Raw genomic sequence first — 26,946 nt, 5'->3', positions numbered from 1 at the left:
CTACGTCATTGAAACTATTTTGCTGGGATATCGTTACAAATCTCATTCGCTGCAAACGCGACGTAGATCCAACTCGTACTTTCAGCACAGCTGCCTTTGAAATCCACGGCCCGCCAGAGATGGTGCCCCTCGCCGTAAATCTTCACGAAACCTCGTTACTATGGCACTGCCAATTGGAGTAAGAGCGTAGATGTCGGACCCGCTTCTTGCGTAACTCTGACGCAAATATGTGACTGAAACAGCTCAACCAGAACCGGTGCGTTTTTTTGGCTGCTGTCAATGCCGCACGCGTTCAGCAACCCTTGACCGCAACCTAATCACGAGAAAAAAACAGGACCGGATTCTATATACAAACGGCCCGGATCAAGGGTCTGGGTCTGGGTCACGTTCGACCAAGTTGTAAATATGTACGGACTTTCGGAAACCGTTCTGCAAATTTTCTAATTTTGGATGGAGGAAATATTCATGGCGAATGAAGTGCGCGACATTGAATATCTCCACAACATACTGGTCTAATTTAGCAAGTCCGGCAAGAATGTCGCAATTCCTGGAAATATAATTACGAACACGATCGCTATCATCATAATCACTATGTAAGGGATTATTCCGATAATCACATCGATGAACGGCCCGTCTTTGCGCGCGCCTTGAACGACAAAAAGGTTGAGCCCCACGGGCGGCGTTATCAAAGCCATCTCGATCATCAGGATTGCAATGATCCCGAACCAAATCGGGTCAAATCCCTGCGCCATCACAATCGGAAACACGATAGGAACCGTCAACACTAGCAGGGAAATGGTCTCAATGAACAAACCAAGTAGAAAATAGACTAGGATAACCATGAATAACGTCTGGTAAGGCCCGAAGTTGGCGCCTTGGATCAGATTCTCAATATCTTTGTTGATACCTGCCGCGGCAAGAACGAAGTTGAGATAATATGCCGAAACGACGATGATCAGGATCATGCCCGAGGTGCGCATCGTGCTGTCCAGCGCTTCGATAATGATGCGGATGGTCAGCATACGCATAGCGGCCGCGATCGTCAGAGCCCCCAGCACCCCCAGTGCCGCACCTTCGGTGGGGGTCGCCCAACCCGCGTATATCGAACCCACAATTAGGGAAAACAGGATCAGCACCGGAATTAGGTGAACCAGCGCGCGGAGTCGTGTCATCAGATCGTACTGGCGCCGTGGCCCCCCCATTTCAGGGCGGAAAATGCATATGGAAATTGTCCCCAATACGAACATGCTGGCGAGCATCAACCCCGGGATCAGGCCTGCAGCAAAAAGTTTTGGCACCGATGTCTGCGTTAGAAATCCGTAGATGATAAGGCTGATCGAGGGCGGAATAATGATGCCCAATGTCCCGCCAGCGGCAATCGAACCTGCAAACAGCTGTTGACCATAACCCAGCGGTTTTGCTTGAGGCATGGCGACCGAACTTACAATAGCGGCAGTCGCAACGCTGGATCCAGAAGTTGCCGAGAATAGTGTAGCCGTACCCAGGTTCGCATGAAGCAATCCACCCGGTAGCCAGGACAGCCATGCCTCCATCGCCGCATACATGTTCTTCGCCAGCCCTGTACGCACCAAAATTTCACCGATCAGCACAAACAGCGGGATAGCAATTAGTAGGAAACTGTCTGACGCAGACCAAAGCACATCGCCCAGAGCCGAATGCAATGGAAATGGTGAAAAAAATGCTCCGGTGAAAAACCCCAGTGTCAAGATGGATGCCGCAACTGCCACGCTCATCGCTAGCAGGATGAACATCCCCAAAACAGTTAACCCAATCATATTTCCATTCCTATCGCGATGCCACCTGTTGTCAGATGCTGGTTTTAGGGAAGCGGTACACTATCCGTCCTGATCTAATTTTCTTCGAAGCCAATCAGGTAGTTTATCTTATCGTAATTCCCTGCCAAGAGATGGATAATCGCCCGAAGCATAAGGACGGCGACGTTCATCCCGAACCAGGCAAACCCGAACGCCCACATCACTTGAGGAAACCACAACGGCGTCTCAAGCGTCGTATTGGCGATGTCACCCTGTACGTAAGTCACCGCCACCAGATCCATGCTGGCATTCACCAGCAGGTATGAAATGCCGGCAACAATGATGAGCGCAAAAATATCCAGCAAAGCTTTGACAAATTGCGGGACAAGAGTGTAGACGACATCGATTCTGATATGTCCTTTGCGATGCAGTACATGCGCCAATGGCCAGGTGACACATAACGCCAAGATATATCCGGAGATTTCCGTGGAAAAACCAATGGACCGGCCGACTAGACTTCTGGAAACAACCTCGGTGGTGACCATTGCCACCACCAGCAACACAGCGAAACCAGCCAACCTTGAAAGGTACAGGGAAACAACCCTCATTATCTCCAAGACGCGATCTAAATAGCTCACAACCTTGTCCAACTTTAGCTTCCCCTCATCATCGAATACTCTATTCCCGACCGGCCATGACCATTGATGGCAAGCGGAAGCGACGAGACACTCTAGTCAGTGTTGCCACTTCCGCCAATTGGCCCTGCGATTATTCTTCTGTGATATTCACACCAGTCACCTTACCGATGGTTTCATTCCAACTTGCAACGGTTTCAGCGTCAACAGTACTGGCCCACTTCGGCAAGATTTGCTCGATTGCGATCTTACGGGCAGCTTGGACGTCCTCGTCTGTCACCTCGACCAACGTCATGTTCGCAGCTGCGCCATCTTCGCATATCCCCATACCGGTCAGGCAGGTGATCCCATCTTCATATGCGTCCGCAGCGCCATTCCAAGCCTGATCCTCATAATGATCGCGAACTTCTGCAAGTAGCCATTGCTGTTCTTCTGGGGAGAGAGCCTCCCATTCGGCTCCGTTCATTGCGGTAATGATAAAGTCCCATCCCGCAACCGGCAGTGGGTACAGGTAATCCGCAACTTCGTACCAACCCGCCTGATATCCTGACAACGTACCGGTAAAGGCACAATCGATCGTGCCGCGCTGCAAAGCACCCGGTACCTCAGCGAAGGAAATTGTGACACCTTCCGCGCCGATGGCATCCAAAAATTGCGCGACACTGCGTCCGGTCGCGCGGATCTTGCGCCCTTCAAGATCGCTCATCCCTGTTAACTCATCGCGACAAAACAAACCCTGTTGAGGGAAATGCGAAGTTCCTAACAGCTTGGCGCCAGCGAATCTTTCGAACAAGATATTGTCAAGCGTATCGCGATATACATCCATCACATCTTCCGCCATTTCTTGATCTGCGATCAACATCGGAAGGTTCGAGCCACCCAGCTCCGGTGCGCTGGACAGGATGTAGGCTACGTCAGTCGTTGCGACACTGAAGGTCCCCTTCGACAGCATTCGGAACAGTTCCGATCCGTTGAGGCCCATCTGGTCGAACGTGGTGATGCTTACATCCCATTTGCCATCCGAAGATTTCGCGATCCGCTCTTTCCAGAACGGATTCTCATACGCTTTAAAGTTCAGCAGCCCACTCCAGCTGCCGACATAGGTGAGTGATCTCGGCGTCAGTTCTTCGGCGTAAGCTGAATATGACATCACGCATGCGGTCAAAGCGCCGCCAAAGATTTTTTTCAGTTTCATCGTGTTTCTCCCTGCTGATTATACTTTAGTTTCAATCGTCTGAACTCAGGTCATGGAAAGCCGGTATTTGTTCATCTTGTCCATATCGAGTTCCACCCCAAGGCCAGGGGTATCCGGCACTGTCAGGCATCCGTCCTTGTAAGCGAAAGGTTCGGAGATCACGTCGTCGACATAGAACACTCCACCCACCTTGGTCTGTTCGCGCCCCTCCAGCGTGTTGATCGAGATCACACCCGGCAGGACCTGGCCTTCCAATGCGGCCGACAGATGGAGGTTGGCGGCATTGCCAACGCCCCCTTCCAGCGAGCCGTTGACATTCATCGGCATCCCCGCCGCGCGACCGATTGCGCCGATTTCCATCGAACGGATCAGCCCACCGGCCTTGGTGAAGTAGATCGACAGGATATCCGCCGAGTTGCGCCGCGCGATCTCCATCGCATCAAATGGCGTCCAGCAACCTTCGTCGACAATCACCGGGACATCCAGCGCAGCCGTTATGCGGGCCATCATGTCGCCACCCTCGACGGGTTGCTCGACCGCCCAGACACCGGCCTCGGCAACCATCGCACGCGTGCTGTTGATCGCCGTCTTGGCGTCCTTGTAGCCGCGGTTGATATCGGGATGCATGACGATGTCGTCACCGACCGCCTTGCGGATCGCTTTGACAATGGCCAGATCGGTGGTCGGGTCGCCCGGCACCTTGATCTGGAGGTATTTGATCCCGTCCTCGACCACCCGCAACGCGGTTTCGGCAGCCTGATCCGGCGGCGCGATACCGACCGAATGGCAAACCGGGATCACCTTGCGGGCAGCCCCGCCAAGCAGTTGGTAAACCGGAAGACCCGCCGATTTACCGGTAATGTCCAGCAGCGCGCTTTCCACCATCGCCTTAGTATAGGAGAAGCCACGGACAAACTCGTCCATCGTGGCCAGCACGCCCTTGATGTCCGTCGGATCGGTGCCGATCAACTTTGGCGCGATCAGGTTGTTGGTCAGATGCGTGACAATCTCCGGGTCTTCGCCGGAATAGCGCTGGTTTTCACCACCCCATGTCAGGATCGCCGGCGCTTCGCCTAAGCCGGTGATCCCGTCGTCAGTCTCAATTTGCAGGATTACGTAGCGCCCGATCGGCACCTCGAGCGAACGCCACTTGTAATCCGACCTTCCGGGCAACTGGATGGTGTGTGGGATCAGGCCTGTGATTTTCATCAGACACTCACCTCCACACCGTAGTCGGCTTTGGCCCGTTCGGGCGTCAGCTTGCCCTCGACGATATCGCGCAAGATGTCGTCCTTGTTGCGCTCGGCTGCCGGACCGTAGCCACCGCCACCCTGCGTGAACATCGAAAAGATGTCGTTCCGCTCGAGCCGCTGGTTGTTGGTTTTCGAACGCAGCGATTTAGGGGCGTTGCTGTCAGGATTGAGAAACAGCTTGCCCACGGCGCCGGGTTTGCCACCCTCCAGCCCAAAGGGCTCCACCTTGAACTTGTCAAATTGGGTTTCCAGTGTGCCGCTCTTGTCGAGGAACTTGATATCGCGCCGCACACCCAGACCACCACGGGTACGCCCAGCCCCGCCGGTATCGGGCAGGAACTCGTAGCAGGTGAATTGCAGCGGATACATGACTTCGATCATCTCGATGGGCGTGTTCGCCAGGTTGTGGACGCCCTGCGACCAGCAATCGACACCGTCCTTGGTGCGGCGTGCGCCCCCGCCGCCCACTTCGATGTCAAAGAGAATCCACGGCGCGTGCTCGCCCGTGCCGTCGCCGGCAAGGATATGCACGTTGGAGTTAGCATAATACCCCGCAGTCACCCGGTCAGGCACCACGTCGGCCAGTGCCTTCATGATCGCACCGACAATCGTATGGGTGATCGTGTTGCGCCCCACCACGGGTGCAGGCGATTGCGCGTTGACGACCGTGCCTTCGGGCGCGGTGATCGTGATCGGCTTGTACAGGCCGAAATTCGACGGGATCGTCGGATCGAGGATCGACAGGATCGCGAAATACGAGGCCGATTCACAAGACGAGATCGTCGCATTGGTCGGAGCGCGCCGCTGTTTGTCGGTGCCGGTGAAATCCAGGTGGATACCGCCATCCTTGATCGTCAGCTTAACCTTGACGGTGATCCGCTCGTCCGTGACGCCATCGTCATCAACCTGATATTCGCCGTAATAGTCCCCTTCGGGCAGTTCGCGGATTTTCGCGCGCATCCGGGTTTCGGAGGTGTCGATGGCATCAAGCAGGCAATTCTCGAAGGTTTCCACGCCGTAACGCTCGACCAGTTCCAGAACCCCGTCGCGGCCGATGCTCAGCGCGGCGGCCTGGGCGCGCAGATCGCCACCGGTCTGATCCGGCTGACGCACGTTGGCGTCAAAGACCGCAAGGAAGCGCTCATTCGGCTCGCCCTTCTCGTGCAGCTTGATCGGTGGAATGCGGAACCCTTCCTGGAAGATTTCGACGGCGTCACCAGCGTAAGAGCCGGGACGCATGCCGCCAACATCCAGATGGTGGTCGAGCGTGCCGCAGATCGCGACGATCTTGCCATCAGCGTAGACCGGCATGAAGGTCTGCACGTCGGGAAGGTGCTGCCCGCCCAGATAGGGATCGTTGGTGATGATGATGTCACCTTCGTCCCATTCCTCGATTGGAATTATCCCGTCCAGTGTCGTGCGCAAGGAACGCGACATCGAGTTCAGGTGGATCGGGATCCGGCAGGACTGGGCGATGATATGCCCGTTGGGATCGAATACCGCTGTCGAATAGTCCAGCATTTCACGCACAACGGTGGAATAGGACGTTCTGAGGATCGTCGCAGCCATTTGCTCGGCCACCCCGACAAGGGCATTGCTAACGACTTCGAATGTAATTGGATCAACGCGCATAAGGTGTTTCCCCCGTAGCGATCAGCAGGTTGGCATGGTCATCGACGGTAGCTGCCTGACCGGGATGAATGATGATGGTGGTATCGAGCTGGACAACAACCGCGGGCCCCTCGATCTCGGAGCCCGGAGGCAGGTTCTCGCGGGCATAGATCGGGACATCGACGTAAGCCCCGGCTTCCTCGAAATAGATCGGATGCGTGCCGTCGGTTTTCGGCGCGCCCGAGGCCTTGTCACCGGGCGAGTCGTATTTGCGCATTGGCGGCGCGGACATAGAACCGGTGGCCGTCAGACGCCCGCTAACAAACTCGATTATCTTGTGCGGATGGCAATGAGCATAGAGCTGATTGTGCTGTGCGTGGAACTTGTCGAAGATGTTCTTGATCAGCGCATCGTCGATTTCGCCTTCGGGCAGGGTCACATTGATTTCATAGGCCTGGCCCACATAGCGCAGATCGGCGGTACGTGTGATGTCCTGCTTGTCTGCGGGCACCGCATCGGCTTCGAGCGCTTCGCGCCCCAGTGTTTCCAGGCCCGAATAGACCCCTTTCAAGGCGTCCGGCGTTATCTCGGCACCGCGCATGATCTTAGTCTGCACGAAGTCGTGCCGGATATCGGCCATCACCAGACCGACAGCGGAGAACACGCCGGGCTGACCCGGGATCAGAACCGTGGGCATCCCCGCCGCGCGCCCCAGAGCGGCGGCATGCATCGGACCGGCGCCACCGAAGGCAACCATGGTGATCATTCGCGGATCAAAGCCCTTTTCCGCCGAAGACACACGTACCGCGCGCTCCATGTTGGCGTTGGCAATGCGAATGATACCTTGCGCGGCTTCTTCGATGGTCATGCCCAGCGGATCGCCAATCTTTTCCTTGATCGCCTGACGCGAGGCTTCGATGTCAAGGGCAATCCGGCCACTGGCGAAATACTGCGGCAGTAGACGACCCAGAACGATGTTCGCGTCCGTGACCGTGGGTTCCGTCCCGCCCTTCTTGTAGGCGACCGGCCCCGGATCGGATCCGGCGCTGTGCGGGCCGACATGCAAGCCGTTGGCTTCGTCCAGCCAGGCGATGCTGCCGGCACCCGCGCCGATCGTGTTGATATCGATCATCGGCAGCTTGATCGGACGGTCGGCCACTTCGGCCTCGGTCGTCATGGTCACTTCGCCGTTCTGGATCAGGCAGATATCTGTGCTGGTGCCGCCCATATCCACTCCCAGAAGGTTGGGGTATTTGGTGGCCTTGCTCATCCGTTGTACGGCCAGCGCCCCTCCCGCCGGGCCGGAGGTCAGGATACGCGCCGGGAACGCCTTGGCCGCATCAACCGTCAGCGATCCGCCATTGGACTGCATCAGCAGGATCTTGGCATTCGGCAGCACCTTGTGGATGTTCGGCGCGATCTCGCTGAGGTATTTTGCCACCAGAGGCATCGCGGCAGTGTTAACCGATACGGTACTGATCCGCTCGAACTCGCGCATTTCGCGGCAGACGTCGTGGGATGCCGAAACTGCCACATCCTGCAATTCATCGGTCAACCACTTAAGGACCTGCGCCTCGTTCTCGGGATTGACGTAGGAGTTCAGAAAGCAAATCGCGACGGCTTCGACGTTATCGGCCTTGATGCTGTCCAGCAGTTTGCGGAACTCGCCTTGTTCGGGACGCACCAGAACCTCACCATCTGCGGCGGTGCGCTCGGCCAGGCCATAGCGACGGTTGCGCGGGATGACAGGGGCGGCACGGTCCTGTTGCAGGTCGTACATATCGGGGCGAAAATGGCGCCCGATTTCGAGAACATCGCGGAAACCCTCGGTGGTGATCAGCGCGGTTTTTGGCAGCTTGTTTTCCAGAACCGCGTTGGTGACGATCGTGGTGCCGTGTACCAGAAGACTCACATCTGCAGGATCGACACCCGCCGCCTCCAGGCCTGTCGTGACCCCATCGAGCAACGCGCCAGCCGGATCGCTCCTGCGGCTCGGGACCTTGGCAATGGTAACATCACCCTCCCTCTCATCCAGAACCGTCACATCAGTGAACGTGCCACCGATATCTACACCAATTCGAACTGATCCCATGGCGGGCTATCTCCGTCTTATTTCTTTGCGTGCCCGGTCACAGACCGTCACTGCCAGTTAAGATGACGGCATGCAGCTGGTGATGACCAAACCGGATGCCTTGCCGTTTCGATCAACGATACGAATGAGGGGAACATCAAATCAAATTAAAAAATTGACTAAGACTCAATCAATAATTCTTATTGAATCGGACGATCCGCGCGCCTTGAGAAATTCCTTGACATGCTGCGCCAAGGTTTCCACCGCGTGTGAGTCTGGCCCCGACGGATAGCAGATAATGAAGGGGGTATCGCTAAGACTGAAATCGGTGTTGAGCACGGCAAGATTGCCGTCAGCAACGTCCTCTTCGACCGCACCAAAAGGGACAACTCCGACACCTAGGCCCTTCTTGACCATCAGAACCACAGTTTGCAGGGAGTTGACCGGATGTATACGCGGTGACAGGTTCTTTGTGCGAAGGACGCGCACCAGTTCCTGATGCGGGCGCGTCATCCGCTCGAAGGTAAAAATATCCATCTTCTCGATGTCAGCCGACACAATCCGCCTGAGATGCAAACCCAGTGACGGCGCAGCGGTGAATACTAGGGGGCAACGGCACAAGGGATGACTTATCAGTTCGGGGCTAGCAATGGGGCCGACGATGAAGGCTATGTCAATCTTGCGTGCCAGCAATTCTTCGTGCAGTCGATAGGACGGACCGATATGCAGTTCGAATTCCGCATTCGGGTTCGCCGCCCTCAACTCCGCAATGAACGACGGTATCCATGTCACGGCCATAGTATCCGACGCGCCAATACGTACGATGCCACGGATTCCCGGTTTGTCAAAGCGTCTGAAAACATCGGCCTGAATATCCAGTAGCTTTTCCGCGCTCCGAAGAAAACTACGGCCTTCGGGTGTCAGGGCGACGCGGTGGCCGGACCGGTCGAACAACTTGACGCCGAGCCGACCCTCGAGAGCTACGATACGTGCAGAAATAGTAGGCTGTGTCGCATTCAAATGTTCGGCTGCCTTGGCATAGGTGCCCAACACAGCCACTAGGTAAAAGCTCCTAATCTGGTCAAATGTCATCGCCAAGCTTCATTCAATACCTCCGGATTGGTCAGTGCCTGGTTAAGCGGTCTAACCCCGCGAAGGTGCACCTCGCCCACAGCAGCAATGATGGCCTCTATCGCAGGCGGGTTCAACGTCTTGCTGGCGAGGCTTTGGAATTTGGCGCGCAAATCCGCGCGCGCGGTAGAGCTTCCGCTGTCGCCCCACGCATCAATCACCAGCTTTTCCACCCATTCCCCTCTGGCGCATACCCGCACACGTGCCGGTGTCCGCAACGGCAGATAGGAGTCCATCTCCGTCGAGTGAATGACTTTGACCTTGCGTGCAAGCTCGACCGCCGCTTTGTGGTGAAGAACGTCAACGGTCATAGGCGACAGATGGTCATGCCCCAATGTCGCCGCTACGCCTAGACTGAAAGGGAGGCTATACTGCGCGCTCTCCAGACTGGGTGGGCTTGCCCGGTTATTCAGTGACACAGCCTCGCGGAACGTCATGACTTCGATCGCCTGGATTTCATTGGCGGACACCTGCCGCTCCTGCATAAGCTGCATGAGCCCGTCGACGGAAGTATGCGTCCAACGACAGGTCGAAAATCGTTTGAAATAAACGCCGTTGATGTGAAATTCCGTTCCGAGGCCGTCAAGCGCCACTTTGGAATCGAACCGATCCGGCAAATCGAGCGCATCACGGCTGCCGGTAAAACCCGCGCGAGCAAGATCAGTCGCAATCATTCCGGTCACAACCGACCAGGGGATGGATTCCTTCACATGAGAGCCCATTTCGGCGCTTTCCGTCAAGCTGCGCAAGCGCGGTCCATGATATGCGGCGATGGCGAGAGCATGAGCAATCTGTTCCTTGTTCAAGCCCCGCAGCCTAGCGGCGGTCGCGACTGCACCAAAGGTGGTCCAGTTTCCGGTATGATGCGACTTTCTGATTTCCCCTGCGCCGAGCCGAACCGAGATTTCATAGCCGATAACAATCGCAGCTAAGAGTTCCGCATTACTGGCGCCAATCTCGGACGCAATTGCCAACGCCACCGGAACGACTGCCGCGCCGGGGTGCCCCATCGCCAATCGATGCCCGTCGTCGAGATCTAGCATCGAAGCCGCCGCCGAATTGGCAAAGGCAGCCCCGGTTGCGCCCATAGATCGGTCGCTAAAGTAAACTGGTGCATCTCCGCCGCGAAAATTCAGTTCGGCCGCCGCCCGTGCACTTGTCGTTCCCGGCGCATTAAAACCAACCAGCGAACAACCAATGATGTCGAGGATGCAGTCTGTGGCGCGCGCGATCACTTCATGCGGTAGATTGTCGTTCGGCAATGTCGTGATCCATTCTGCAAATCGCATGGTCATACATCTGTCCGAATTCATTTCCTGCTGCCCCTCTGCTTGATCATGCTCATTTCAAAATTCAATGACCTTCTGAAGCTTTTCGAGCTGTGGGCGCGCCACTATCTAAGCCGGAAACGCTTCTGTCAGTGTACTGTTGCGAGAGGCAGGCCTGAAAATCAAACTCAATAAATTTGGACAAATTGATAGATTATTTTTATCATTGAGAATGATTTCTAATCTAGAAACTTGAGCAGATTCCTGCCTCGTATGTTGTTCCACACGGTCCCCCGGCATTTGGTCAGGCATCCGTTGAGGTTTTTTGAACCGGTCCCCCCTGCCAGACTGTCGAGACCCGCTCATAGGCAACGAACTTCGGAGCTGGATCGGACATGTACAAACCTGCGTAACGTGGGTTTGGCAGTTGTGTACACGGATCCGCGCCGGATTGGTGCGATCAAAGGCACTCATCCGGTTCATAGGTGATTGTTTCAGCTTCTGTTTTCTCTCTTCGACCCTGCGCATGAACGAATGCCAGAGGCCGCTCGCAGCGCATGCCGTCCTTGTCGGTATACACGGCTGCAAACTTGATTATCGTCACCTGATCCACGAAACTGTTCTGACGGATGTCGAGGCGAGCCCGCGTAACCGGCGTCAACCCTAGGTCATCCATGTAGCGCGCAATCAATTCCATCTGTTTGTTGGCGACTGAGAGCCAAGGCGACTGCTGCACGTAGTCGCTGGGCGTCTTTAGCACCCGACCGTGCCCCGCAATGATACCACTCTCGGCGTCCACCAGTACCGGGTTGTTGAACCCGAACTCCCGGATCGAGCCCGCGATCTTGGCCACCTGCGCTTGGTTGTGGGTCCGGGCATTGCGCGCGTGGGGCACGAGGTTCGCGACCAGGCACATATCGACCGACCGCGCACCGATCGCGTCATAGCCTGCCGTCTGATTGTGGGACGTTACTGCCATGCCCCCGCCCTGTGCACTGAAAAATCGCCAGCGCTGGATCGCTTGCACTTACTGCATGCAACTCGGTGCTAAAGCGGATCCTGAGCCGAGTCGCCCTCGTTGATCATCCCGTGTACCGCACACCAAACCAGAGCAGGTATCCGCGGCATCGTGTGCGAAGGACTAATATGCGGGTGAGGATTCAACAGATTCGCCGCTGGTCACGCCGTCGCACATGCTGCTGTCTTACTCAGCCTACGATTTGGCCTGCCGTCTTAAGGCACTTGGATGCCTCACGCCTTAAGAGTACATTTGCAAAATCTGGATTTCTAAGCCGGGTCGCTTCATCTTCAATCTGACCCACAAGATACCGGGAATGAACACCTAGCGTCGCAAAACTTGAGGTAGATACATAAGCTTCTCTTCTATCAGAGTTTTCTCTGAAAGAAGAACCTGCAACGCATCCCACGAGCCATTTAGTAACCGCTCCCGTCGCCCCGGAGGCAAGTCGAATTCGAACCGTTGAGTATATGTGCAGATTATGCCATCGCGAATATCGATGTCGAACGGCCTCTCCGGATGAGCCAAGCATATGTTCATAAGCATTCTACAATTTTGCGAAGTGAGCGAAAGACACGGAATTCCGATCGCAAGGCAATTTCCTGCGAAGATCTCTCCAAAAGATTCCCCCACTATTGCGCGGATGCCATAGCGATAAAGCGCCTGAGGAGCATGTTCTCTGGATGACCCACAACCGAAGTTTCGTCCAACGATCAGCACTGATGCACCGGCAAAGCGAGAGTCGTCAAACGGGTGTGTGCTGGCCTGCCTCAAACTTTCAAATAGGTGAGCCTCAATTCCCTCGAATGTGGTCATTCGCAGATATCGGGACTCGATGATTTGATCCGTATCAATGTCATTGCCAGCAAGAGGTAGCCCGCGACCGGAGACTCGTTCGATTAATATGCTCACGCCAAATTCTCCAGCGCGCGGGCGTCGATGATTTTTCCTTCGATCGCCGCAGCAGCAACCATGACAGGTGACATCAGATAGGTGCGCCCTTCGGGCGACCCCTGACGACCGCGAAAATTTCGGTTTGACGACGACGCGCAGACTTGCCGCCCCACCAGCCGATCTGCATTCATACCGCAGCAGAGAGAACAACCGGCGTCTCGCAACTCAAATCCCCGCTCCGCAAACAACTGATCCAGATTCTGCGCGATCACGGCTTCGCGAACCTCTCGCGATCCTGGCACGATTAAAGCGCGCACGCCTTCCTTGACACACCCACCTGTTCTACGCAGGAAATTGGCTACCGCCTCTAGGTCGGATAGCCGTCCGTTTGTGCAGGACCCGATGAAAGCCAAGTCAATCGGCGTACCGACCACCGGACGACCGGGTTCTCCGCCCATGAAAATCATGGCATCGCGCAAATCCTCGGCATCCCCGCCCGCCACACCGGGATCCGGTAAGGGCGCGCCAACTGGGACTGATTGATCAGGTGACGTCCCCCATGTCACGATCGGTGCTATGTCGTCTGCACGAAAGATAACCTCATCGTCCCACATCGCATCAGGGCTTGAGGCCCAAGACAGCCAGCGCGTCGCCGCTTCATCCCATTCAGCGCCTTTCGGTGCGAATGCCCGTCCGCGTAGATAGTCCAGTGTAATGGCGTCCGGATTAACATATCCGCAGCGTGCCCCGCCTTCGACCGCCATGTTGCAGAGTGTCATGCGCTCTTCCATCGACATGGCTGAAACTGCGTCGCCGCCAAATTCATAGGCGAAGCCCAAGCCTCCCTTTGCCCCGAGCCAGTGAATAACATGCAGGGCGACATCCTTAGCAAAGACGCCCGGGGCCAGTGTACCTTCCACGATGATACGACGCACACGCAATTTGTCCACGATCAGCGTCTGGCTAGCAAGAACGTCGCGCACCTGCGACGTACCGATGCCGAATGCTATCGCTCCGAAAGCCCCATGTGTCGACGTATGACTATCACCGCAGGCGATCACCATGCCCGGCTGGGTCAGGCCATTTTCTGGCGCAACAACGTGCAGAATACCGTGCAGTCCTTGCATCGGATCAAAATAGGTTAAGCGGTTGTCCAACGCATTCTTGCCCAGCATATCAACCTGTGCTTCGCACATGGCATCATCGAAGAGTGTCACATCGCCACCGGTAGATATCGAATGATCCGCGCTTGCGAATGTACGCTCCGGATGCGCAACAGGCAGCCCACGCCGCAACAGCTCCTCAAATGCCTGAGGGCTGCTGACCTCGTTAACCAAATGTACATCTACAGCCAGTTGGAACTGGTTCTCTGCGATCTCGCGCACGACATGGGCATCAAAGACCTTTTCGTAGAGCGTTCCAATCATGTCAGCAACGCACCGATAGCCGCCGCGATATCGGGCTTTTCCTCCAGACCGAAGCCCGGCGCGTCGCTGGGTCGCACGGTACCTTCCACGACCGGACAAGACGCGGGATATCCGCCAAATGGCTTGAACACGCCCGGGTATGCTTCGCATCCGCCAAGTCCCATCCCGGCAACGATGTGGAGGTTGATCAGGTGGCCGCCATGAGGGAATACTTGTTTGCGGCTGAAGCCGTTCCGTTCGAGCAAGTCAATAATCCGCAAATACTCAGTCAGGCCGTAGCTCAGCCCAGCATCCATTTGAAAGATATCCCACCCCGCTCGCATCCCGCCGAAATTAAGTAAGTTGCGCACATCCTGATAGGAAAACAGATTTTCGCCCGTAGCAATCGCACCGTCATACCAGTGCGCCATCGCCTGATTCATAGCGAAATCCAAAGGATCACCAATCTCCTCGTACCATCGCAGGCTATAGGGCTCGATACGCTGCCCGAACGCGAGGCCCTGTGGCAAGCTGAAACGACCATTTGCGTCCACAGCAAGCCGCGATCCGTCTGCGCAGAGCGTTAGCGCCTCATCTATCCGGGTCATGTCGTCGGCTTCACTTGCGCCGCCGATCTTGATTTTGAACGCGTCGAAACCAAGGTCGAGATAGCTCTGCAACTCGTCGCGAAGCGTGCGGCTCGCTCCGTCCGGGTAATAGTACCCGCCTGCCGCGTAGACAGGCACCCGTGTATCATCGACCGGTCGCCCCGCAGCTTCGGCAATCAGCACATAAGCGGGGCATTGTTGAAGCTTGGCATTGAGATCCCAGAATGCCAACTCAAGCGCACCTACGGCCGAAGCCCGGTCCCCGTGCCCCCCTGGCTTTTCATTCTTCATCGCCACCGCAAACACCTTGGCGGGATCAAATGCCGTTTCGTTTTCGTTCAGCAGGCTGGTAGGTGGTGCACCCAGAATACGAGGCCGGATACGGTCCATCAGGATGCCACGCTGCGCGTATCGTCCGATAGAATTAAACCCGATGCCAACGACAGGTTTGCCATCGCGCACGACATCGCTGATTACTGCGACTAGCGAAACGTCATGGTCATCGAAGGAAACCACGGCATTGGAAATGGCACCTTCGAGCTTGACGCTCTGGGTTACGATATCAAGAATTTTCACTCAACAACTCCTGCCTTAATCTTTTGGCCCGGAACCAAGCGAGCGTTCCTTGATCCTCACCAGTCGAGCCAGCATTTCATTCACGGGAGCCGAAGTTCCCGCCTTGGCTGCTTCACGAGGGATCGCGCCGTTGATGTAATCGATCTCGCTTAGTCGTCCGGCTTCATGATCCAGTAGCATCGATGGCTTGGCCGCAGGCATACGAGCGGCAAACGCACGGACATGAGCGACCGGGTCGGGAATGTCGATCGCGATGGAGCGAGCGAGAGCAGTTTCAGCCGCTTCAATGGCGGCTGCCCGGCTGAGAGGGCCAAGTTCAGGATCATCCATCGCCTCGCCAACCGTCATCCCTGTCAGGGCGCATGGCGCGCTATATGCCACGTTACAAATCAGCTTGTCCCACTGCATTGCCAGGATGTCTTGCGCAGCTTCGGTCGTGAAGCCCGCATCGTTCCAAACGTTTACGATACGCTCAACTGCGGCGTCGCTTAGGCCCGCATAAGCACCAAAGCGGATGACATGCATCCCGTTGTGATGGGCTTTCCCGGGCCCTTGCAGAGAAGCCCCGAAACCACCGGCGATCCCTACGATCAGCCTATCAGCGGATACCGACTCGGCAACATCATCCGCAGCGCCCAAACCGTTCTGAATCGTCTGGATCAATGTTTCCGGCCCGACAAGCGACGCGACTGACCGGACCGCAGCGCCTGCCACCGCCGACTTGACCGCGACAATCATGAGATCGACGGTTTCTCCCGCTGGTGCCAATTCAAAGGCGCGTACCTTTACGTTGCGATGACCACTGGCACCGTCCACGGTCAGCCCGTCACTGTTTATGGCGGCGACATGCGCTGCCCACCGATCAATCACCAGCACCTCGTTACCTGCATCGGCCAGCAGTCCAGCATAGACAGAGCCCATTGCGCCGCACCCGATTATTGCAATTTTCATTGTTTCGTTTCTCCATGGTTTTCAATCTGAGCGCGTTTGCGACCACTCCATGCCCGAAAGACCGCGGTAGCCAAGCTGAATAGAAGCAAAGCGATGAGCACCAGTGACACGGGGCGGCCGATGAACACCGAGAGCCCGATTCCATCGAACGTCTGATATGTCCGCAGCAGTTCGGCATCGAGGATCGGCCCCAAGACGATTCCAAGGACCACGGCGATCAACGGATAGTTGAACCGTCTCAGAATGATGCCAAGCACCGCGAAAATCGCCATGAGTACCACGTCGAACATCAGCAAATGCACTGCATAGGTACCCGCGATGGAAAACACCGAGATCATGGGGATCAGGACCTGGGTCGGGATTTTAACGATTCGCCCGGCCCAGAAGCTGACAAACAGGCCCACGCCCATTAGGCAAACCGAAGTAACGAACTGCGCCAGCATTACACCGTAGACGAGTTCCGGCTCTTCCATGAACAGGCGAGGCCCTGGGATAAGCCCTTGAAGCATGAGAGCCCCGATCAACACCGCCGTCGCAAGTCCACCTGGAATGCCGAGGGCGAGCATAAGCGCAAGCGCACCGCCTTCGGATGCGTTATTGGCCGATTCAGCGCTAATCACCCCTTCGGGGGCGCCCTTGCCAAACTCCTCGGGCGTCGCAGAGGCTCGCTTGGCTTCGTTGTAGCTTACGACACTCGCAATCGTAGCCCCTGCCCCAGGCAATGCACCGATAACAACACCCAGCCCGCATGACCGCATGAGCGTTACCGGAAACCGGAACGCGGTGCGGTACCCTTTGGCAAGCTGCGCCCAGGCCGAACCCCTGAGTGTCGTAGAAACACTATCGCTGTCGATCACTCGAGACTTTTGAAGCATGTAGAACAGTTCAGAAAACCCGATCAAGCCGATCAGGGCAGGAATGATAGAAATTCCGTCCATCAGTTCGAAATATCCGAAGGTGCCCCGGATTGCGCCAGTCGACGACATCCCGGTGGTACTTACCAGCACGCCGAACATACCCGCCATTATGGCCTTGAGGAAATTGTCGTCGAGCGATGCTATGATAGTCAGGCCAAGCACACCGACCAGAAACAACTCGGGCGGTCCGAATTTCAGCGCCAGCATCACAATGAGAGGCATCACAAGGATCAGGAAAAAGGATCCCACAAGGTTGCCCGTGGCCGATGCTGCGACCGACATGCCAAGTGCTTCGTAGCCCCTCCCCTTTCGGGTCATTGGATAACCATCCAATCCGGTCATGATCGCTTGTGGCGAGCCGGGAATATTCAGCAAGATGGCAGATACCGATGCGCCGAAATTCCCGCCCGCATAGACCGCCGTAAGAAAGACGATCGCGGCGATTGGCGTCATGGGAAAGGTCAGCGGCAGCATCACGCTGATTGCCAAGGGCGTACTGAAACCAGGAATGGCACCAGTGACGATGCCGAACAACAGGCCGAGAAGCAGCATGAGCAAAAGATGCCATTCCATGAGCAGCGAGGCTCCGGCGGCGATGGAACTGAATTCGAGCATTTCGGACCTATTGTGAAAGTATCTGCATGACGCGGCGCCGCGTCAAAAGAACAGACCGGAGGGAAGACGAAGATTCAGGTAATATTCCATCCCGACCCAAAGCAGACCGACTTGCACCACAGGAACGAGCACAAGTATCGGCCTCGATCGGACGCCGAGCGCAAGAAGTAGCAAAAAGGTGTAGGTCAGCGTGGCAATCACGAAGCCTAAAACCGGAATTGCCCAGATGCAAAAACCGGTCAGGACGATGAAGGCTGTAGATTTCCAAAGGTCTAGCTTCGGCAGGCTTGTTGAAATGTCAGCCTCCGGCGCCACGGTATCCCGCAGCGCCGTCCGCAAACGCCCCCCTACGAAGATCAGGGAGCAGATCACGAGAACCCAGTAGACTGGTCCGATTAGCAAAAGGTTTGTCTCTGGGCGCGGTAGCTGCCTTACGCTCACGTAGTAGTGACTCGCGTAACTCAAAAGGAGCACTGGAACGATCAGCTCTCCAAAGAACCGCCCCCAAGGGCTGTTAAGTTTAGACATTGGCACAGTGAACCTCTTGCTAAAGAGCCGGCACCCGGCACGCCGTATCAGTTGTTGGTAAGCACATCTTTGAAGCGCTCAACAACGCCGGACATGGCTTTCGCCTGTTCGGTCGAGACCTCAGGCCCGTAGTAGCCCGAGATGATGTCAGTGCCGGACGATTTGAGATACGCCTGATACTCTTCGCTTTCGAAGGTTGCCTTATAGCTTTCGACAAGCAGGTCGAATGCCTCGGGATTCTCTTGCGCGAATGTTCCGTGCACCGCGACGAAACGACTATCGCCGATCTGCGGGATATCGAGACCAGGAAATGCCTCTGACGCTGGCACAGCGCCTTCGAGACCTGGAAACGGCTCAGGAGATGCGACCGCGAGCACTTTGACCTGGTCACCAAGAGAAAGGTCGCCATAAGCCCCAGAAATCGTGGCGTCGCTGTGATCGCCAAGCATGTTGGTCCGCAGCGCGCCGCCGCTGTCAAAGGTGACCACGCGCACATTGAGGTCCAGCTCCTGTATCAACGCCAGCCCAAACAACGAGGTACCGCCACCGAGAATCATCGCAAGTGAAAGAGTGTTGGGATTGGCACGCGCCTCATCCACAAACTGCTGGATGGTGTCGAAACGAGAATTTGCGCTGACAACCACATCTCCAAAATCGCGTTGTTCAAAATTCACGAAAGCGAAATCATCGAGGCTGAAATCCGCATTTTGAACAGCGATATTCATGCTGAGCGTCGGCTGAATTCCTACGAACATGGTATGACCGTCATCGGGCATGCTCAAGAATGTCTTTGCCCCGAGGAGTCCGCTTGCCCCGGACCGATTTTCGACGATGATCGATACACCATCCAAACGGCTTTCCCAGTGCTGAGCGAGCCCGCGTGCGAAACGGTCAATCGAACCGCCTGCGCCAAACGGCACGATCATCGTTATGTTCTTTGTAGGCCATGTGTCAGCGACGGCCGATCCCGACATCGCGATTATGGCCATCGCCGCACCTACGGCAAACGTCTTCAAGGCTTTCATGTGGTTCTCCTCCCAAATCATCCCATGTCATTCCGCGCAGCCAGCCCGACCCGGCCGAATAAAATAACTGTTTTCACGCTATGCACACGTGTGCATAAATGCATTTAGTGATAAAGAATTTAATATGTCAAGATTGCTTTAGGTGTGGATCAGAATGCCCGGAAGTGAGAAAGGAGTCTGATGAAGGAAAGAACCACCGGCTCACCAAGACGCGTTACGATCAAGGACATTGCTCAAACGCTGGGCATTTCTCACGCAACTGTATCTCGTGCGCTTCGCGACTCTCCCCAGATAAGCGGATCTACCAAAGACCGGATACGTGAAGCAGCAGCCGAGATGGGTTATGCGCCTGACACCGCCGCCCGCGTCATGCGCGGCGAGGACTCCAATCTCGTTGGCTTTATCTTACCCGATGTCCAAAACCACTTTTACAGTGCGATGGCCAAGGCATTGGCCGAGACTGTTTCGGCACAGGGGCTGCAGCTGGTCCTTGCGATTTCGGAAGACGACCCCGAGGAAGAGCATCGTCAGGTTCTGGAACTTAGCCGGGCCCGCGCACGCGGTATCGTGATCACACCCGTTGAAAATTTGATGCCAGAAACATCTGTGTTGCTCGCGAATATGCGGGCGGTCCAGTTAGTGCGCTCTCACCCTGATGTAAATGCCGATCTCGTCGCCGCGCAAGATGCCGATGCGACCTATCTTTCGACTCGGCACCTGCTATCTCTCGGCCATCGCCACGTTGCCTATCTCGGCGGTGGCGCGGAGACGCTCAGCACCGGCACTAGCCGGCTTGAAGGCTATCTTCGCGCCATCGCAGAAACTGAAAACGCCCGGTCGCTCAGCCGTCTCATACCACCGCGCCCCGCGAATGCCTATGTCGCCGCCAAGGAACTCCTTGGCACGGCAGATCCTCCGACCGCCTTGGTCATCGGTAGCTCCCAAATTGCTCTAGGTGTACTGCAGGTGATCCAGGAATTTGGCCTTTCGGCCCCAGAAGACATCTCGCTTGTCAGCTACGACGATCCAGATTGGCATCGGCTCTGGGGACGAGGGTTAACAACGATCGAGTTGCCAATTCGGGAGATGGCCAAATTCGCCGCGCAAATGATTTGCACCTCAGACAGCACGATTCCACAACACATCACCGTTCAGCGTGAACAGTTGGCGACTGGAAACAAGTATCTCTTCCCCGTGGAGCTTCTTGAGAGGGGAAGTTGCGGTCCACCACGTCAATCATAGGGCCCATATGTAAACAGGTTTTTTTGAAACCTGAATTATTTCCAACCGTCGTCAGGGCAATTTTGAGAATTGAGCGCGTTTTGCTCGCCTCGGATTTGGTTTTTCATTGGGTTCATATTAGGTGACAGCGATCGCCAGCATCCGGCGCAATGAACCTCCCCCAAAGAAGTGCTCCGCCCCTATAATTTGGACAGAGGAGGACCATAGATGATCATCAAGATACCCAAGCCCAAAGAGATCGTCGTGAAATTGCGGCCGATTGAAGTTCTGATGGGGCAAGGCCTTCTCCCGATTGACGCTATCAGGCAGATCGGCGTGACGGAACAAACCTATTGGAAATATCAATAGCGATCAGCACGCTCGAAGCGATAGAACGGATGGTTGTCACCACCCGGCCAATCGACGACGGTGACAAAAAGTGACAGCTTCCCCATAATCCCCCGTATAGAGAGACCGAAAACGCGCAAACGTAGGATAGTCTGCTTTTTGTCACCATTGTCACCCCAGTCGCAGTTTCAGGCCGCGCAGACCACGCTGCCTTCTTGTTGCGGGCATCCGGGAAGCCCCGCTGCCGCAACTCCTTGATCAGCGTGCGCTGGGTCCAGGTGCCGAGGCCTTGGCGCTCAGACCAGCTGTTGAACCGAAAGATCAGGACCTCTGAGGCGACGAACGCATGCGGGTCCGCATCAGCTTCGTCTTGCAGGAACTGACCCGCGGTATCCTCCTCGTCAAGATACGCCGCCGACGCTTTCGCAATGGAGGGGGCACGTTCAAACCCTCACTTTGTCACAATAACGCCCCGTCAATGCATCATCGCAGGACGGCCGGACCTTCGGCCGCCAGCTTGTCCGGCAATGTCCGATCACGGCGTCCCGCAGGGATGGTGACCGAGAACGGTATCAGGACGACCAGACTGCGGATCGCCTCATCGCCTCCACGAAACGACGGCTGCGTATTACCGGCAATCATCACGGTCATCTGCGGGTTGAAGTCGAAGAAATCCTGCCGCATGAACCGCGCGGTCAACCGATCACCGCCTCTGAGGGCCTTGATCGTCGACTCGTCCCACGTCTTGCCTCGGGGACGCTCGGAAGCTACGGCCAGACGCGCCCCGTGCCGGCCCGCGACATCTGTAGGATGCCGTTCGGTCTGGGAATGCAGGAAAGTGGTTGCAGCGACACGCCGACGGTAATCGGCACGCAATCTTGACCCTCTATCGGCGTCCAAAAATGACCCCTTGCTGCGCCCTCGGGTAGCTGGCCCGATGCGGTGTAGCCACCACACAGCGCAGCCGTATCGGGCCAGCGGGAGTTCGATTATTCCCTGGTCTTGAAGCGCCAGCTTTCGTTGCCGGTTTCGACGATCTCACAATGGTGGGTAAGGCGGTCGAGGAGCGCAGTGGTCATCTTGGCGTCGCCAAAGACGGAAGGCCATTCACCGAAGTCGAGGTTGGTGGTCACGATGACCGAGGTGCGCTCGTAAAGGCGGCTGATGAGGTGGAACAGCAACTGGCCGCCGGTCTGGGCGAAGGGGAGGTAGCCAAGCGCGGCGAGGATCAGGAAGTCGAGACGGCAGAGGAGATCGGCGGTTCGCCCTTGGCGGTCGGCACGGGCCTCCGCATCGAGCTTGTTCTCCAAGACCACGACGTATATGAAGCGTCCCCGTTTGCCGCGCCGGATGCACGCCCGGGCGATGCTCACGGCAAGGTGGGATTTGCCGGTCCCTGTGCCACCGATCAGCACGACGTTGCGTTGATGCTCAGGGCACTCGCCGGAGGCCAGATCGCGCACCAGCGTTTCGTTGACAGGCGTGTCCTCGAAGCTGAACTCGTCGACCTCCTTTGCGAGGGGAAGCTTGGCAATTGTCATCTGGTATTTGATCGACCGGGCCTGCTTCTCGCTGATCTCGACGTTCAGAAGATCACCGACGATCTGCTGCGGTTCGTGCTGCCGCTTCACCCCTGTGGTGATGATCTCATCGTAGGCGGCCTTCATGCCGTAGAGTTTCAGCTGGCTCATCGCGTCCAGCACTTGTGATCTTTCCATGGTTGGGTCTCCTGAGGCTGATCGACAATTTCCTCAGCAGGTAAGGATAGACCGGGTGCTGGGGATGCTTCTTGCTGGTGTTTCGACCTTTGTAGATGGCTTGACGCCCCATGACACTCGTCAGTCGACGCACGCGGTGACGGCCCGCATGGAACCCGTTTCTGGGCAAAAATGCTGCGATCTGGCGGCTGCCAAAGAACGGATATTTGGTGAATACCCTGTCGATCTCATTCATCAGCTTCAGCGTTTCAGCATTCACTCCAACCGGCGCGTAATACAGCGATGACCGGCTGCTCTTTAGCGGCTTGCATTGCTTGGTCAGGCTCAGATCGGCATGATCTTTGCGGATCATCGCTTTGCGTTCTGACGCGCTCATCGCTTCAGCCCTTGTCATAAAAAATCGTTTTCGACCGCCAGCTTCCCGGTTTTGGCGCGCAGTTCTTTGGCTTCGGCCTCATTGTTTCCAGCCTTTCTGACCTAGTCGGAAAACACGCCAGTCAGTCAATCAATCGCTTGCCGTTTCCATGTCGTAACCTTCGTCGGGTGGGTTTGTGTTTGCTGCAATCTCTTGCGCCGTCTTGTCACCTCGCAGCGCTTCCAGCGCAACGGTGGCTTTGAACTTGTCCGAAAAACTGCGTCTCTTCGTCATTTGTGTATTCTGTGTCATTGTCGGATACATCTTAGCAGGCTGCCCAGTTTTACCGGACCACTTCACGACGAAGACGCTTCTCAACCGCTGGAAGCGATAGTGCCAGATGATCTCCAAAAGCTTGTGCCGAGCGTGGGGCAGTAGAAGTGTCGAGTTCGATTTATGTTCCTTCCCCCGAATGTCACTGGCATCGAAGTGTTTAGCTGCGGATTCGAAAATGTCATGCTGTTCTAAATACTTACAATCAATTCACTAGAGCGTGTTGCGTTCAATTGGTTTCATATCCTGCGACCCTGAAGAAATTGTAGCATTCCTCGTCAGTGAAAAGATCACAGACGTGTCCTACGGCGCGCCAGAGATCGTCGTAGCTCCGGGCGGCCGCCCTTCGGATAAGAGCCTTGAGCTTTGCGAAGGCCATTTCGATGGGATTGAGATCGGGGCTGTAGGGCGGCAAGAACAGAAACCATGCGCCGATCGCGCGCATGGCATCAGCGGCTGTTGATTGTCACTGAGAACTGACCCGGTAGCCCCATAAATTGTCACTGAGAACTGACCCATGTGAACACACTTCCCCGACGGTTTTGGTTGGGGGGATTTGGAGTGATCGACATGGGATTTTTGAGTGTCATTCGACGCTGGGCATTGCGTGACAAAATGCCAATCAGGGAGATTGCCCGGCGGACGGGTTTGTCTCGGAACACGATCAAGAAGTATCTGCGTGAAGGTGCGGTGGAGCCGAGGTTCAAGACGCCCAAGCGTCCAAGCAAGCTGGACCCCTACGCGGATCGGCTGTCAGCCTGGCTTTTAATCCAGACGCGGAAGTCACGCAAAGAGCGGCGGACAGTGAAGCAAATGCATGCTGATCTGGTGAAGCTGGGATATAATGGTTCCTATGAACGCGTGGCAGCTTTCGCCCGGGCATGGCGTGAAGATCGGCATCGAGCGGAACAGACGACGGGGCGCGGCACCTATGTGCCTTTGGTGTTCGCGCCCGGCGAAGCCTTCCAATTCGATTGGAGCGAGGACAGGGCCAACATCGGTGGTGAGCGCGTCAAACTTCAGGTCGCGCATATCAAACTGTCACACAGCCGGGCTTTCTTGGTGCGGGCCTACCCGCTGCAAACGCACGAGATGCTGTTTGACGCCCACTGGCATGCATTCCGCGTCTTCGGCGGCGTGCCTGGTCGCGGGATCTATGACAATATGAAGACCGCCGTTGATCGTGTGGGCAAAGGCAAGCAGCGGGACGTCAATGCACGCTTCAAGGCTATGGCCAGCCACTACGTGTTTGAGCCCGAGTTCTGCAATCCAGCCGCAGGTTGGGAGAAAGGCCAGGTTGAGAAGAACGTGCAGGATGCGCGCAACCGCATGTGGCAGGTCATGCCAGTCTTTGCCGATCAGGCAGAGCTGAACCAATGGCTTGAAGATCGCTGTATCGCCCTTTGGGCAGAGACACCGCACAAGGCTTTGCCGGGGTCCATCGCTGACGTGTGGGAGGCCGAGAAGCCCACGCTGATGGCACTGCCGCCGGCATTCGATGGCTTTATCGAACATAGTAAGCGTGTGTCACCCACATGCCTGATCACGTTCGAACGCAATCGCTACAGCGTTCCCGCCAGCTTTGCGAACCGACGTGTCAGTTTGCATGTCTATCCCGAACGGCTGGTCATGGTCGCTGAAGGGCAAACGGTTTGCGAGCATGCGCGGATCATCGAGCGGTCTCATCGCAAGCCCGGCAAGGTCATCTATGACTGGCGTCACTATCTCGCTGTCATCCAACGCAAACCAGGTGCCTTACGCAATGGTGCGCCGTTCACGGAGATGCCGGATGCCTTCCGGCAACTTCAGGATCACATGCTGCGTAAAGAAGGCGGTGACCGAGAGATGGTCGACATTCTGTCTCTGGTCCTTCAGCACAACGAAGATGACGTTTTGTGCGCAGTGGAGCTGGCACTTGAAGCGGGCGTCCCCACCAAGACGCACATCCTGAACCTGTTGCATCGATTGATCGACCGCAGACCGACAGATCACCCCGAGGTCGATCCGCCGGACGCACTGGCATTGCAGTCAACGCCAGAGGCCAACGTCGATCGCTATGACGGGTTGCGACAGACTAAGGAGAAGCGCCATGCGTCATGACCCAGCAGGAGCTTCTATCGTGATCATGCTACGCAGTCTCAAGCTGTACGGCATGGCAAATGCGATTGAAGACTTGGTCGCCCAGGGCGCGCCAGCGTTCGAAGCTGCCACACCAATGCTGTCACAGCTGCTCAAGGCCGAGATCGCCGAGCGCGAGGTACGGTCTATCGCCTACCACACGAAGGTCGCCCGCTTCCCCGCATATAAAGACCTCACCGGCTTTGACTTTGCGTCCAGTGAGATCAACGAGGCAACAGTCCGACAGTTGCATCGGTGCGAGTTCATTGAAGCGACTGAAAATGTCGTGCTGATCGGCGGCCCCGGAACCGGCAAAAGCCATACTGCTACAGCAATTGGTGTGCAGGCGATTGAGCATCACAGGCGAAAGGTCCGCTTCTTCTCGACCGTGGAATTGGTTAATGCACTGGAGCAAGAGAAAGCGCTTGGAAAGGCTGGGAAACTGGCTGAGATGCTGACCAAGGTCGATTTGGTTATCTTAGACGAGCTTGGCTACCTGCCGTTCAGTTCATCTGGTGGGGCATTGCTCTTCCACCTACTCAGTAAGCTCTATGAGCGCACCAGTGTGATCATCACCACCAACCTTAGCTTCTCAGAATGGGCGCAGGTCTTCGGGGATGCAAAGATGACCACCGCTCTCTTGGATCGGCTTACCCACCGCTGCCACATCCTCGAAACCGGAAACGACAGCTACCGCTTCAAGGTCAGTTCTGAGGCAGCAAAGAAAACTGCAAAGGAGGCCAAAACATTGACCGCATCATAGACCACGACGCATAACTGAGGGTGGGTCAAATCTCGGTGAAAATACCGGGTCAGTTCTCAGTGACAATCAACACTAAGGTCAGCAAACCCTAAAAAGCAGGAACTACCATATTTCGGTCAACGTCTACTGTAGTGCAGAAACACCCGTTGCAACCACCGCGCATTCAACCCGGTGTTAGATGTCAAAATTCAAAATGCATAAAATTTCTCAAGGTGTCTAACATAAGAAATCGCGCATGGGCTCGGGGTGGGCCGGGGGGTGGGGACATGCTGCACGAAACCTTTGAATTATCCTCAAGATCCGAATGCGCACGGGGGCAAGGAATCAAATACCCGCAAGCCACCAATCATCAATAGTTCAGGCCATTCAAAAAACTAATGGAGGCTTAAATGGGGGACGAAAAAGTAGCAGCCCCGCTCAAGTCATTGATATATATCAGCATTACTAAAGTTCATGGCGGAGCGACAGGGATTCGAACCCTGGAGACGGTCTCCCGCCTACACACTTTCCAGGCGTGCGCCTTCGACCACTCGGCCACCGCTCCGTTGCAGGGCTTCTAGCGCCGTTCGGCAACCAGCCGCAAGTGGGTAGTGACAAAATTCTGACAGCGGCC

The 26,946-nt window shown here is 56.0% G+C and carries 23 protein-coding genes, 1 tRNA gene and 2 pseudogenes; 4 read left to right on the top strand and 22 right to left on the bottom strand.

Features of this window, described 5'->3' with window-relative positions; translation table 11 throughout:
• Positions 1 to 512 precede the first annotated feature (512 nt).
• The 16 genes from N7U68_RS19210 to N7U68_RS19140 form a co-directional block, all read right to left on the bottom strand.
• Positions 513 to 1,796 carry a TRAP transporter large permease gene (locus tag N7U68_RS19210; protein ID WP_263047865.1) on the bottom strand — a complete coding sequence of 428 codons (1,284 nt, stop codon included), beginning with the start codon at positions 1,794 to 1,796 and terminating at the stop codon, positions 513 to 515.
• Positions 1,797 to 1,870: 74 nt separating this feature from the next.
• Positions 1,871 to 2,413, bottom strand: a complete 543-nt coding sequence (locus N7U68_RS19205; RefSeq protein WP_263047864.1) for a TRAP transporter small permease subunit — start codon at positions 2,411 to 2,413, stop codon at positions 1,871 to 1,873.
• Between the two features lie 130 nt (positions 2,414 to 2,543).
• Positions 2,544 to 3,605, bottom strand: a complete 1,062-nt coding sequence (locus tag N7U68_RS19200) for a TRAP transporter substrate-binding protein (RefSeq protein WP_263047863.1) — start codon at positions 3,603 to 3,605, stop codon at positions 2,544 to 2,546.
• A 45-nt stretch (positions 3,606 to 3,650) separates the two neighbouring features.
• A complete protein-coding gene (locus N7U68_RS19195; protein WP_263047862.1) occupies positions 3,651 to 4,814 on the bottom strand; it encodes a mandelate racemase/muconate lactonizing enzyme family protein in 1,164 nt (387 codons plus the stop codon).
• Positions 4,814 to 6,490, bottom strand: coding sequence for a hydantoinase B/oxoprolinase family protein (locus tag N7U68_RS19190; RefSeq protein WP_263047861.1), 1,677 nt, complete (start codon positions 6,488 to 6,490; stop codon positions 4,814 to 4,816). Before N7U68_RS19190 ends, N7U68_RS19195 begins: the two co-directional genes overlap by 1 nt.
• Positions 6,480 to 8,561 (bottom strand): hydantoinase/oxoprolinase family protein, encoded by a 2,082-nt coding sequence (locus N7U68_RS19185; protein ID WP_263047860.1) that lies wholly within the window; start codon positions 8,559 to 8,561, stop codon positions 6,480 to 6,482. The genes N7U68_RS19190 and N7U68_RS19185 overlap by 11 nt, the downstream gene beginning before the upstream one ends.
• A gap of 165 nt (positions 8,562 to 8,726) precedes the next feature.
• The gene (locus tag N7U68_RS19180) at positions 8,727 to 9,632 is read right to left on the bottom strand and encodes a LysR family transcriptional regulator (RefSeq protein WP_263047859.1); all 906 of its coding nucleotides are present in this window, start codon (positions 9,630 to 9,632) and stop codon (positions 8,727 to 8,729) included.
• The gene (locus tag N7U68_RS19175; protein WP_263047858.1) at positions 9,629 to 10,966 is read right to left on the bottom strand and encodes an MmgE/PrpD family protein; all 1,338 of its coding nucleotides are present in this window, start codon (positions 10,964 to 10,966) and stop codon (positions 9,629 to 9,631) included. Before N7U68_RS19175 ends, N7U68_RS19180 begins: the two co-directional genes overlap by 4 nt.
• A 433-nt stretch (positions 10,967 to 11,399) precedes the next feature.
• The gene (locus tag N7U68_RS19170; protein WP_308446153.1) at positions 11,400 to 11,918 is read right to left on the bottom strand and encodes a P27 family phage terminase small subunit; all 519 of its coding nucleotides are present in this window, start codon (positions 11,916 to 11,918) and stop codon (positions 11,400 to 11,402) included.
• Between the two features lie 363 nt (positions 11,919 to 12,281).
• Positions 12,282 to 12,869, bottom strand: a complete 588-nt coding sequence (locus tag N7U68_RS21095; RefSeq protein WP_373322942.1) for a 3-isopropylmalate dehydratase small subunit — start codon at positions 12,867 to 12,869, stop codon at positions 12,282 to 12,284.
• Positions 12,866 to 14,278, bottom strand: coding sequence for a 3-isopropylmalate dehydratase large subunit (locus N7U68_RS19165; protein WP_263047857.1), 1,413 nt, complete (start codon positions 14,276 to 14,278; stop codon positions 12,866 to 12,868). The genes N7U68_RS21095 and N7U68_RS19165 overlap by 4 nt, the downstream gene beginning before the upstream one ends.
• Positions 14,275 to 15,441 carry an enolase C-terminal domain-like protein gene (locus N7U68_RS19160; protein ID WP_263047856.1) on the bottom strand — a complete coding sequence of 389 codons (1,167 nt, stop codon included), beginning with the start codon at positions 15,439 to 15,441 and terminating at the stop codon, positions 14,275 to 14,277. Before N7U68_RS19160 ends, N7U68_RS19165 begins: the two co-directional genes overlap by 4 nt.
• Positions 15,442 to 15,456: 15 nt before the next feature.
• Positions 15,457 to 16,392: a ketopantoate reductase family protein gene (locus N7U68_RS19155; RefSeq protein WP_263047855.1), complete on the bottom strand. Its 936-nt coding sequence runs from the start codon at positions 16,390 to 16,392 to the stop codon at positions 15,457 to 15,459.
• Positions 16,389 to 17,924, bottom strand: coding sequence for a tripartite tricarboxylate transporter permease (locus N7U68_RS19150; RefSeq protein WP_263047854.1), 1,536 nt, complete (start codon positions 17,922 to 17,924; stop codon positions 16,389 to 16,391). The genes N7U68_RS19155 and N7U68_RS19150 overlap by 4 nt, the downstream gene beginning before the upstream one ends.
• Before the next feature lie 42 nt (positions 17,925 to 17,966).
• On the bottom strand, positions 17,967 to 18,452 hold the full coding sequence (locus N7U68_RS19145; RefSeq protein ID WP_263047853.1) for a tripartite tricarboxylate transporter TctB family protein: 486 nt from the start codon (positions 18,450 to 18,452) through the stop codon (positions 17,967 to 17,969).
• 47 nt (positions 18,453 to 18,499) lie between these two features.
• The gene (locus N7U68_RS19140) at positions 18,500 to 19,477 is read right to left on the bottom strand and encodes a Bug family tripartite tricarboxylate transporter substrate binding protein (RefSeq protein WP_263047852.1); all 978 of its coding nucleotides are present in this window, start codon (positions 19,475 to 19,477) and stop codon (positions 18,500 to 18,502) included.
• Positions 19,478 to 19,657: 180 nt separating this feature from the next.
• On the opposite strand from N7U68_RS19140, the gene N7U68_RS19135 reads away from it, so the two are divergent.
• Positions 19,658 to 20,719, top strand: coding sequence for a LacI family DNA-binding transcriptional regulator (locus tag N7U68_RS19135; protein ID WP_263047851.1), 1,062 nt, complete (start codon positions 19,658 to 19,660; stop codon positions 20,717 to 20,719).
• A 207-nt stretch (positions 20,720 to 20,926) separates the two neighbouring features.
• Entirely contained in the window at positions 20,927 to 21,067 is a 141-nt protein-coding gene (locus tag N7U68_RS19130) for a hypothetical protein (protein WP_373322941.1), read from the top strand.
• Between the two features lie 462 nt (positions 21,068 to 21,529).
• Here N7U68_RS19130 and N7U68_RS19125 read toward each other — a convergent pair whose 3' ends face one another.
• The 5 genes and pseudogenes from N7U68_RS19125 to N7U68_RS19105 all read right to left on the bottom strand — a co-directional run.
• Entirely contained in the window at positions 21,530 to 21,946 is a 417-nt protein-coding gene (locus N7U68_RS19125) for a hypothetical protein (RefSeq protein WP_263047850.1), read from the bottom strand.
• Between the two features lie 89 nt (positions 21,947 to 22,035).
• Positions 22,036 to 22,713, bottom strand: a complete 678-nt coding sequence (gene istB, locus N7U68_RS19120) for an IS21-like element helper ATPase IstB (RefSeq protein ID WP_373323010.1) — start codon at positions 22,711 to 22,713, stop codon at positions 22,036 to 22,038.
• A 145-nt stretch (positions 22,714 to 22,858) separates the two neighbouring features.
• Positions 22,859 to 22,999 (bottom strand): annotated as a pseudogene (locus N7U68_RS21090) (IS3 family transposase); the annotation flags it as partial.
• A gap of 270 nt (positions 23,000 to 23,269) precedes the next feature.
• On the bottom strand, positions 23,270 to 23,413 hold the full coding sequence (locus N7U68_RS19110) for a hypothetical protein (RefSeq protein WP_263047847.1): 144 nt from the start codon (positions 23,411 to 23,413) through the stop codon (positions 23,270 to 23,272).
• 268 nt (positions 23,414 to 23,681) lie between these two features.
• Positions 23,682 to 23,900, bottom strand: a pseudogene (locus N7U68_RS19105) (transposase); the annotation flags it as partial.
• Positions 23,901 to 24,022: 122 nt separating this feature from the next.
• On the opposite strand from N7U68_RS19105, the gene istA reads away from it, so the two are divergent.
• Complete coding sequence (gene istA / locus N7U68_RS19100; protein ID WP_263046779.1) at positions 24,023 to 25,552, top strand: IS21 family transposase; 1,530 nt, start codon at positions 24,023 to 24,025, stop codon at positions 25,550 to 25,552.
• Positions 25,542 to 26,333, top strand: a complete 792-nt coding sequence (gene istB / locus N7U68_RS19095) for an IS21-like element helper ATPase IstB (RefSeq protein ID WP_263046774.1) — start codon at positions 25,542 to 25,544, stop codon at positions 26,331 to 26,333. The genes istA and istB (N7U68_RS19095) overlap by 11 nt, the downstream gene beginning before the upstream one ends.
• A gap of 454 nt (positions 26,334 to 26,787) precedes the next feature.
• Here istB (N7U68_RS19095) and N7U68_RS19090 read toward each other — a convergent pair.
• Positions 26,788 to 26,877, bottom strand: a tRNA-Ser gene (locus N7U68_RS19090).
• Between the last annotated feature and the right edge of the window lie 69 nt (positions 26,878 to 26,946).

Origin of the sequence: Roseovarius pelagicus (assembly GCF_025639885.1) — a bacterium.
Taxonomy (GTDB): domain Bacteria; phylum Pseudomonadota; class Alphaproteobacteria; order Rhodobacterales; family Rhodobacteraceae; genus Roseovarius; species Roseovarius pelagicus.
This window is presented reverse-complemented; position numbering and strand designations above follow the sequence as displayed.

What these genes read in the sequence shown, in the direction of transcription:
- N7U68_RS19210 (WP_263047865.1), bottom strand. Translation starts at nt 1,796, where the DNA reads ATGATTGGGTTAACTGTTTTGGGGATGTTCATCCTGCTAGCGATGAGC.
- N7U68_RS19200 (WP_263047863.1), bottom strand. Translation starts at nt 3,605, where the DNA reads ATGAAACTGAAAAAAATCTTTGGCGGCGCTTTGACCGCATGCGTGATG.
- N7U68_RS19195 (WP_263047862.1), bottom strand. Translation starts at nt 4,814, where the DNA reads ATGAAAATCACAGGCCTGATCCCACACACCATCCAGTTGCCCGGAAGG.
- N7U68_RS19190 (WP_263047861.1), bottom strand. Translation starts at nt 6,490, where the DNA reads ATGCGCGTTGATCCAATTACATTCGAAGTCGTTAGCAATGCCCTTGTC.
- N7U68_RS19185 (WP_263047860.1), bottom strand. Translation starts at nt 8,561, where the DNA reads ATGGGATCAGTTCGAATTGGTGTAGATATCGGTGGCACGTTCACTGAT.
- N7U68_RS19180 (WP_263047859.1), bottom strand. Translation starts at nt 9,632, where the DNA reads ATGACATTTGACCAGATTAGGAGCTTTTACCTAGTGGCTGTGTTGGGC.
- N7U68_RS19175 (WP_263047858.1), bottom strand. Translation starts at nt 10,966, where the DNA reads ATGACCATGCGATTTGCAGAATGGATCACGACATTGCCGAACGACAAT.
- N7U68_RS19170 (WP_308446153.1), bottom strand. Translation starts at nt 11,918, where the DNA reads ATGGCAGTAACGTCCCACAATCAGACGGCAGGCTATGACGCGATCGGT.
- N7U68_RS19165 (WP_263047857.1), bottom strand. Translation starts at nt 14,278, where the DNA reads ATGATTGGAACGCTCTACGAAAAGGTCTTTGATGCCCATGTCGTGCGC.
- N7U68_RS19155 (WP_263047855.1), bottom strand. Translation starts at nt 16,392, where the DNA reads ATGAAAATTGCAATAATCGGGTGCGGCGCAATGGGCTCTGTCTATGCT.
- N7U68_RS19150 (WP_263047854.1), bottom strand. Translation starts at nt 17,924, where the DNA reads ATGCTCGAATTCAGTTCCATCGCCGCCGGAGCCTCGCTGCTCATGGAA.
- N7U68_RS19145 (WP_263047853.1), bottom strand. Translation starts at nt 18,452, where the DNA reads ATGTCTAAACTTAACAGCCCTTGGGGGCGGTTCTTTGGAGAGCTGATC.
- N7U68_RS19140 (WP_263047852.1), bottom strand. Translation starts at nt 19,477, where the DNA reads ATGAAAGCCTTGAAGACGTTTGCCGTAGGTGCGGCGATGGCCATAATC.
- N7U68_RS19135 (WP_263047851.1), top strand. Translation starts at nt 19,658, where the DNA reads ATGAAGGAAAGAACCACCGGCTCACCAAGACGCGTTACGATCAAGGAC.
- N7U68_RS19130 (WP_373322941.1), top strand. Translation starts at nt 20,927, where the DNA reads ATGATCATCAAGATACCCAAGCCCAAAGAGATCGTCGTGAAATTGCGG.
- istB (WP_373323010.1), bottom strand. Translation starts at nt 22,713, where the DNA reads ATGAAGGCCGCCTACGATGAGATCATCACCACAGGGGTGAAGCGGCAG.
- N7U68_RS19110 (WP_263047847.1), bottom strand. Translation starts at nt 23,413, where the DNA reads ATGACGAAGAGACGCAGTTTTTCGGACAAGTTCAAAGCCACCGTTGCG.
- istA (WP_263046779.1), top strand. Translation starts at nt 24,023, where the DNA reads ATGGGATTTTTGAGTGTCATTCGACGCTGGGCATTGCGTGACAAAATG.
- istB (WP_263046774.1), top strand. Translation starts at nt 25,542, where the DNA reads ATGCGTCATGACCCAGCAGGAGCTTCTATCGTGATCATGCTACGCAGT.